The sequence below is a fragment of the uncultured Campylobacter sp. genome (assembly GCF_938018145.1).
Taxonomy (GTDB): domain Bacteria; phylum Campylobacterota; class Campylobacteria; order Campylobacterales; family Campylobacteraceae; genus Campylobacter_A.
Map to the genome: position 1 here is coordinate 1 of NZ_CALIII010000410.1, position 8,043 is coordinate 8,043.

Sequence of the window (8,043 nt, forward strand, 5' to 3'; positions counted from 1 at the left end):
ACCGCGCTCGTCTTTGCTGATCTGGTAGGCGTCATAGACGTTTATGCCAGTTAGCGGCGTCACGGTCGTAAAGAGCTCGAGGCAACCGCCGAGGAAAAAAATCGGCGAAAAAATGAGGATGTTTTTTAAAAAAAATCGCGCAAATAGCTTTTTCATCGCCGACCCATAAAATTTTCTCCAAATACTATAGAAATCAAACTAAAATTTATATAAATTTAGCTATAATCGCGCTCATCATCCAACGACGCGGAGGATAAAGCGATCTGGTGGCGCTCGCGGACTTCAAATCCGATGGCGGGGCGGTTGACCGCTTCGCGGGGAGTTCGATTCTCTCATCCTCTCGCCAAACTTCTACGTTTATTATCTTAAAACAAGCAAAATTCAGCTACAATAAGCCGTTTATATTAAATTAATTTAAGGTTTTTCTTTTGGCTAATTCATCCGCCTCTAAATTTCCTCTCGCACGCGCCGTTTTAGGCAGGATATACGTGGTGCTTTTTGCTACCGCCGTATTTCTGATATGCGCGGCAAGCTTTGGGTTAAATTTAAAATTTGAAGGCGTAAAAGAGGATATTTACGCTGCGAATTCTAACTTTAAAATTTTCCTCAAAGAGCGCGCCTCAATCATAAATAACGAGCTAAGGCTCATCGAAATCTACATCGATGCGCCCGAATTTGACGCAAACGTTATTTTCGACTTTGCCGTAAAAAACAATAACGAATACATGGCCTTTTTCGTCGTAAACGAACGCGGCGAGATAGAGTTTGTCAGCGATGAAAATTTGCGCGATACGTACTCCGCCTTTTTCCTATCAAAGCCTTGGGAAAACGAGCCTGAGGATAAAATTTTAAGATCAGAGTTTATGTTTGATAAAAGCGACGTACCAACAAGACTCGTCGCAAAAAAGATGAAAAACGGCAAAATGGTGGCTACGCTCATACGCTTTACGGCGATTTACGAGGAGTTTGCGCGCGGATACGAGAGGATCGGCGTAAATTCGTTCGCGATAGATAAAAGCGGCAGAATCGTATTTCACCAAAACCCCGAGCTAGTTTTAGAGCGCAAAAACATCTTTGATCTTTACGACGTGGACGTGGATTATCTAGACAGCGACGAAGTAAAATTTGCAAATTTAGGCTCGCTAAATAGCGAGATTTATTATATCCAAAGAGTTTCCGGGATCGGTTTAGCCGTGGTTTCAAGCTATTCTATGGGTAAATTCGTAAAAGAAAATTTAATATTTTTACTAATCTGCGTCGCATTTTTGGCCGTGGGCGCTATCTTTACGATTCGTTACGTCAAATTCGTCAAAAACTCCGTTATAAAGCCAGTTTTATCTATCAAAAATTTAGTCGCAAAAGCCGGCGACGGCGAGGAGATCAAGACCTACGCAAAATTCGGCTCGGTAGAAGAATTTGATCAAATCTCGGACGAGATCGTCAAATTTTACGGAGATTTCGGCGAGAAAAAGGCGAAATTTGAGGAGTACTCGCACAAATTTGGATTTTTGTTTGAAAAAGGACCTTTTATCTTGCTACTAATCGACGCAAAAAGCGGCAGGATCGTCGAAGCAAGCGCGAGAGCGTGCGAGTTTTACGGATTTAGCGAGGAGGCGATAAAAAGCAAAAATTTAGCCGAGCTAAACGCGTCAAATTTGACCGATATGAAAACGCTGCAAGAAGACGAAGGCGAAATTTACGAAACGAACCATTTTGCCGCGGGCGGCGAGATAAAACAGGTGCGCATCTACAAGCAAAACTACGAGTTACCCGGCGGCGAAAAGATCGGCTTTTGCGTCGTAAAGGATGTTACAAAGAGCAACACTCTAAAGAAAAACGCGCAAAAGCAAAGCGAGATAGACGCGCACTCGCCGCTATTTAGCGTGGTTTGGAAGGACCGCTTTATAGGCGATATATCAAGCGTTTCTGACAATATCGAGCGCGCGCTGGGATACAAAAAAAGCGAAATACTCTCAAACGAATTCGAGTTTAAAAACATCATCCATCCAGAAGACCGAGATAGGCTCGCGAATGAATTTAATATCAAATTTAGCCTATTTAACGCAGCTTCGCTCAAAAAAGAGAACGAGTCGCTGCAGTCTTGCAGGCTGATAAGGAAAAATTTAGAGGTCATAAACTGCAGCGTATTTATCAAATTTATCTCAAAAGACGGCAGAACCGTGGACGAGGTGATCGGGTATTTTATCGAGAGCAAGCTAGCGGCAAATTTGACCGCAAAAACCGGCATGGAGATAGCGCGACTAAACGACGACAAAGAGGGCGCATATAAAAATACGATTTTAAGCCTATTTGCAAACGCGCAAGAAGCCGTCGCAGTAGTCGGGCTAGACGGCGTATATTTAGATGCCAATGAGGCATTTTGTAAGATAACGGGCTATGAAAAAAGCGAGGTTATAGGCAAACCGTCAAATTTGCTAAAATCTGGTATCCAAGGCGCTAAATTTTATGAAAATATGTGGCAAAGCCTGCTAACGAAGGGTTTTTATAGCAGCGAAATCTACAACAAGCGCAAAAACGGCGAAATTTACCTCGAGCAGCTTGACATAGCGACCGTTTATAGCGGCTCAAAGCCTAACTACTTCGTGGCGGCGTTTCACGAGTTGCCGTGGAGAGAGCCGGAGGCAAACACGGACGAATCAAAAGCAAAGGAGCAAGAGTGAGCGAATTTGACGCGAACGTTTACGAACACGAGATACCGAGCGGCACGAGGCTGTATTTCGGACAAAGCGCGAAACTAAAAAGAAAGATCGAGCGCGCGGCGAGCGAAATTTTGGAAAAAAACGGATTTCACGAGATCGTGACACCCTTTTTCTCGTATCATCAGCACCTAAGCGTGCAGCCGACGGCTCTGGTGCGCTTTAGCGATCACGAAAATCACCAAATCAGCCTGCGCGCCGATAGCACCGTGGACGTCGTTCGCATCGTGCTTAGACGCCTAAAAGACACCGAGCCTAAACGCTGGTTTTATATCCAGCCGGTTTTTAAGTATCCGAGCACCGAAATCTATCAAATCGGCGCCGAGCTAATCGGCGAGAGCGATCTGGCTACTAGCGTCAAGATCGCAAAGGAGCTTTTTGAGTCCTTTGACCTCGCGCCCGTGCTGCAAATCAGCCACATCGCGATCCCGCAGATCGTGTGCAGGCTGCTAAATTTACCTATTTCGATATTTGAGCACGGCGAGATCGAAAAAATCCTAAACCAAAACGAGGAGTGGCTAAAAAGGCTGGCCTTCGTAAATACGGTCGAGGGCATCGACGAGATTTTGCCGATAGTGCCGGACGAGATAAAAACCGCACTGCTTGAGATAAAAGAGCTGGCGCAGGCGGTAAAATATGAAAATTTAAGAATTGTTCCGTTATATTATTCAAAGATGCGGTATTATGGTAAGCTGTTTTTTAGATTTTTAGGCGGCAACGCCGTGCTAAGTGGCGGCGGCAACTACGAGATAGAGGGTATCAAAAGTAGCGGCTTTGGCGTATATACCGACGCGTTAATCGAAAATTTAGATCAAAAGGAGAGAGTATGAGCAAGGCTGACGTGATAGTGGGCGTGCAGTGGGGAGACGAAGGCAAGGGCAAGATCGTAGATCTGCTAAGCGGCGGCTACGATATGGTGTGCAGGTGTCAAGGCGGACACAATGCGGGTCACACGATCGTCGTAGAGGGCAAGAAAATCGCGCTACATCAGGTTCCCTCAGGCATACTTCATAAAAATATAATCAACATCATCGGTAACGGCGTCGTACTCTGCCCGGCCGCGATAATCGAAGAGTTAAAGCAGTTTGGAGACGTTTCGGGACGGCTGTTTATCAGCGACAAGGCGCATTTAAATTTGCCTTATCACGCGCAAATAGACCAGGCTAAAGAAAAGGCCAAAGGCGCGCACGCTATCGGCACGACGGGCAAGGGCATAGGGCCTGCGTATAGCGACAAAATCAGCCGTAGCGGACACCGAGTCGGAGAGCTAAAAAATCCCGAAAAGCTTTGCGACGCGATTTTGGCCGATTTTGCGGCAAATAAAGCGTTTTTAGACGTTTTGGGCGTCAAAGCGCCTGCTCGCGAGGAGCTTTTGGGCGAGCTAAAGAGCTACGAGGCGGCGCTGGGTAAATTTATCGTTGACACCACGCACATGGTGTGGGAAGCGATAGACGCGGATAAGAAAATCTTGCTAGAAGGCGCGCAGGGCACGCTGCTAGACATCGATCACGGCACCTATCCTTTCGTAACTAGCTCAAACACCGTAACCGCAGGCAGCTGCAGCGGTATCGGGCTAAGCCCTAAAAACGTCGGCGAGGTGATCGGCATCATCAAAGCATACACCACGCGCGTTGGCAACGGCGCATTTCCGACCGAAGATATGGGTGAGGACGGCGAAAAGATACGCGATATCGGACGCGAATACGGCGCAACGACGGGCAGACCGCGCCGCACGGGCTGGTTTGACGCAGTAGGCGTGAGATATGCGGCTAGACTTGACGGCGTGGATAAATTTGCGCTGATGAAGCTTGACGTTTTAGACGGCTTTAAAAAGGTAAAAATCTGCAAAGCCTACGAGAAAAACGGCAAGATAATCGAGTATTTCCCAAGCGACTTAGAGGACGTAAAACCGGTCTACGAGGAGCTTGAGGGCTGGGATAAGGTAGAAGGGGCGCGTAAATTTGAGGATCTTCCTACAAATGCAATAGCCTTTATCAAGCGCATCGAGGAGATCACGGGCGTAAAGGTCGGCATCGTTTCCACGAGCCCGGAGCGCGAAGACACGATAGTTCGCTAAGATGAAAAGCAAATTTACGCAAATCGTAAATATAAAAAAGCGAAATTTAGACAAAATCGAGCTAAATTTAGCAAGAACCAGAAACGAAGCGGCGATGATAGAGGGTTTCATAGCGCAGGCCGCCGAGCAAATTTCAAAATTTGAAATGCCCTCTAGCGGCTCTGCGGCCGATCTGCGCGGATCGCTGGAGCTTCTGGGCGCGATGCGGCGAGAAAAGAATCTGCTAACCGAGCGGCTCGAGCTAATGAAAAAAAACATCGCGCACCTCGAGCGACAGCACAAGGCGGCAAATTTGGAGTACGAAAAGATGAAATACCTGCAAACGCAGGACTTTAGCGCGCAAATAGAAAAGATAAAAAAGGCCGAAGCGGCGGCTCTGGACGAGTTTGCGACGATGAATTTTACTAGGCAAAAAGAGGCGAAAGCTTGAAAAAAATTTTGATTTTACTAACTTTAAATTTATGCGTTTGGGGCGCAAACGACGTAAACGCTCAAAGCGCGAGCCAAAGCGGCTTTAAGATCCCGGTGGACTGCGTTTCGATATTTGAAACCAGAAAAGACGAGCTAAAAAGAGAGCTCGCCAAAATAGACGAAGCAAGGCAGAGTTTGGAGGCTTTTAGAGCGAGTTCGGCGGCGCTTTTTGAGGAGCGAAACGCCAAGCTAGCCGTCAAAGAGGCCGAGATAAACGCGACTCTAGCCCGCGCGCAAGAGGAAAAAAAGCAAACCGAGCAGCTACTAAAGAAAAACGAGGAAATCGTAAAAGAGCTAAAAGCGATGACTAGCGACAAGGTCGGCGAGGCTTACGGCAAGATGAAGGACCAAGCCGCCGCCGACGTGCTAAGCGCGATGGATAGGGCGGATGCGGCTAGCATCATGTACTCGCTAAGCCCTAAAAAAATCTCCGCGATAATGGCAAAAATGGAGCCTACCGCGGCGTCTGAAATCACGCTTTTAATCAAGCAAGGCCCGCCATTTATAAAAGCCGAAAAAAACGTAACGCAGGAAGTCTCTCCGACATCTCCGGACGGCCCGGCGGGAAATCTGCTAAATTTGTAAATTTGGGGCTATAACGCTCTAAATTTATCTCGGTTTGCGTCTAAATTTGACCTCAAATTTACTGCGGTCAAATTTAACGCTAAAGCCTAAATTTAACTAGCGCCCAGTCTTAAAAGCATTTTTATCCGCGCGTCAAATTTAGCTTCAAATTTTACTTAAAACAAACGCCCTTCAAAACAAAAAACTCCGTGAGATTTTAGGTATTTCTTACCAAATTTTGGTTAAAATCAAGCCCAAAAAGAGAGGTAAAAATGCGTATAAAACTCCCACACACACCCTACATCGCGCACAAAATCGCTATTGATTTATTAAAGTCCGGATTCGTAAATTTAACGCGCGGAGTAGAGCCCGTAGCGGCATGCGCGAAAGAAATTTTAGATAACGATTTGCAAAAAGAAAAGGCTCTTGAAGAGCGCGTAAACGAGGTGCTTGCCGAGAACGAAGACGATATGGAGAGCATGCAAGTCGATAGAAAAAATATGTTTTGGCTCGTAAAAAAGAAGCTGGCTAAAGAGTACGGCGTGATACTTACGTACGAAGACCGCTTTAGCAACGTTGCCCACCTAGTGCTAGAAAGCGCTTGGAAAAAGGGACTCATCGACTACACGGTCTCTGAAAACCGCATTAAAAACATCATCTATGGCTCGATCGAAGAGTATCTAAAAACGTATGAAATTTTACAAGACGTGGTCATCGACAAGATCGACGGCTACAAGCGCAAGCTGATCCCCGGCACCGAGGAGTACGACATCGTATTTGAGCGGCTCTACGAGGACGAGCTAAGAAAACGAGGCATGCTGTGAGAGCTTATATCTACCTTGAAAACGGCGTTTTTTTGCAGGCTAAGGCCTTTGGCGCGAGCGGTACGGCTAGCGGCGAAATGGTCTTTAATACGAGCCTAACTGGCTATCAAGAGATCATGAGCGATCCTAGCTACGCCGGGCAGTTTATTGTTTTTACCATGCCTGAGATCGGCATAGTGGGCGTAAACGAAGACGATATGGAGAGCGCGAAAATCCACGCTAGCGGCGTTTTGATGAGGGATTTTAATCCTACCGCGTCAAATTTCCGCTCGCAAAAAAGCTTGGAAGAATTTTTCAAAGAGCAATGTAAATTCGGCGTTTACGATATCGACACGAGATTTTTAACCAAGATGCTGCGCGATAACGGCGCGCTTCACGCAGTTATCTCGACTGAAATTTCAGACGAAAAAGAGCTAAAAAAGCTTCTGGAAAACTCGCCTAAAATCTCAGAGATAAACTATGTAGCAAAGGTAAGCACGGAGCAAATTTACGCTCACGAAAAGGGCGCTTGGGATCACGCGAGCAAAGCCTACTCTGCGCTAAAATCAAACGGCAAAAAGATCGCCGTCATCGACTACGGCGTGAAGCGAAACATCCTAAACGAGCTTTGCGAAACCGGCCTTGAGACGCAAATTTACCCGCACGACGTGCAAGCAGAGGAGCTCATCGCTAAATTTAAAAGCGGCGAGATAAACGGCGTGTTTCTCTCAAACGGCCCGGGCGAGCCAAAGGCCCTGAAAAACGAGATCGCGCAGATAAAAAAGCTGATCGAAGCGCGAGTACCGATTTTTGGTATTTGCCTCGGCCATCAGCTGCTTAGCAACGCGTTTGGCTTTGAGACGTACAAGCTAAAATTCGGTCAGCACGGCGCAAATCACCCGGTTTTAAATTTGCAAACCAAAGCAGTCGAGATAACGGCGCAAAATCACAACTATAATGTCCCCGAGGAGATCGCGCAGGTCGCCGAGATCACGCATAGAAATCTTTTCGACGGCACGATCGAGGGCGTGCGCTACAGGGAGTATCCCGTATTTTCGGTGCAGCACCATCCCGAAGCCAGCGCAGGGCCTACCGAGAGCAAATATATCTTTAAAGAATTTCTTGAAATTTTATAATTTTTGAAATTTTGCCTGCATGAAATTTTACCGCGATCGCGCGGTAAAATTTTAAATTTGCGGCGAGTTTTAAATTTAAAGCTCGCAACGTATCGCATGCGGGTTTCGCGCTCCGATAATCGCGAGCTAAAGCGGCGCGCTCGCGGCTAAATTTCATGCGCCTTAAAGATCGATGCTTGGCGCGTTTAGGGCGTGCAAAAGGATCGTGCGGCAGCTCTTGCCCTCGCTTAAGTCGTTTAAAAATGACGAGCCGTTTTGCTGGCCGCCAAAAAGTC

At 46.8% G+C, this 8,043-nt stretch carries 7 protein-coding genes and 1 tRNA gene; all 8 read left to right on the top strand.

Annotated elements, in window-relative coordinates; translation table 11 throughout:
• Positions 1–248: 248 nt before the first annotated feature.
• The 8 genes from Q0338_RS09410 to carA all read left to right on the top strand — a co-directional run bounded on the left by Q0338_RS09410 (position 249) and on the right by carA (position 7,768).
• Positions 249–346, top strand: a tRNA-Sec gene (locus tag Q0338_RS09410).
• Positions 347–428: 82 nt separating this feature from the next.
• Positions 429–2,681, top strand: coding sequence for a PAS domain S-box protein (locus Q0338_RS09415; protein WP_298086522.1), 2,253 nt, complete (start codon positions 429–431; stop codon positions 2,679–2,681).
• Positions 2,678–3,547, top strand: a complete 870-nt coding sequence (locus Q0338_RS09420) for an ATP phosphoribosyltransferase regulatory subunit (RefSeq protein WP_298086523.1) — start codon at positions 2,678–2,680, stop codon at positions 3,545–3,547. Before Q0338_RS09415 ends, Q0338_RS09420 begins: the two co-directional genes overlap by 4 nt.
• Entirely contained in the window at positions 3,544–4,794 is a 1,251-nt protein-coding gene (locus Q0338_RS09425) for an adenylosuccinate synthase (protein WP_298086524.1), read from the top strand. The genes Q0338_RS09420 and Q0338_RS09425 overlap by 4 nt, the downstream gene beginning before the upstream one ends.
• Before the next feature lies 1 nt (position 4,795).
• Positions 4,796–5,224 (top strand): flagellar export protein FliJ, encoded by a 429-nt coding sequence (locus Q0338_RS09430; RefSeq protein WP_297938935.1) that lies wholly within the window; start codon positions 4,796–4,798, stop codon positions 5,222–5,224.
• Positions 5,221–5,850 (top strand): MotE family protein, encoded by a 630-nt coding sequence (locus tag Q0338_RS09435; RefSeq protein ID WP_298086525.1) that lies wholly within the window; start codon positions 5,221–5,223, stop codon positions 5,848–5,850. The genes Q0338_RS09430 and Q0338_RS09435 overlap by 4 nt, the downstream gene beginning before the upstream one ends.
• A 251-nt stretch (positions 5,851–6,101) precedes the next feature.
• On the top strand, positions 6,102–6,653 hold the full coding sequence (locus tag Q0338_RS09440; protein ID WP_002949092.1) for a DUF507 family protein: 552 nt from the start codon (positions 6,102–6,104) through the stop codon (positions 6,651–6,653).
• A complete protein-coding gene (gene carA / locus Q0338_RS09445; protein WP_298086526.1) occupies positions 6,650–7,768 on the top strand; it encodes a glutamine-hydrolyzing carbamoyl-phosphate synthase small subunit in 1,119 nt (372 codons plus the stop codon). Before Q0338_RS09440 ends, carA begins: the two co-directional genes overlap by 4 nt.
• The last annotated feature ends 275 nt before the right edge of the window (positions 7,769–8,043 follow it).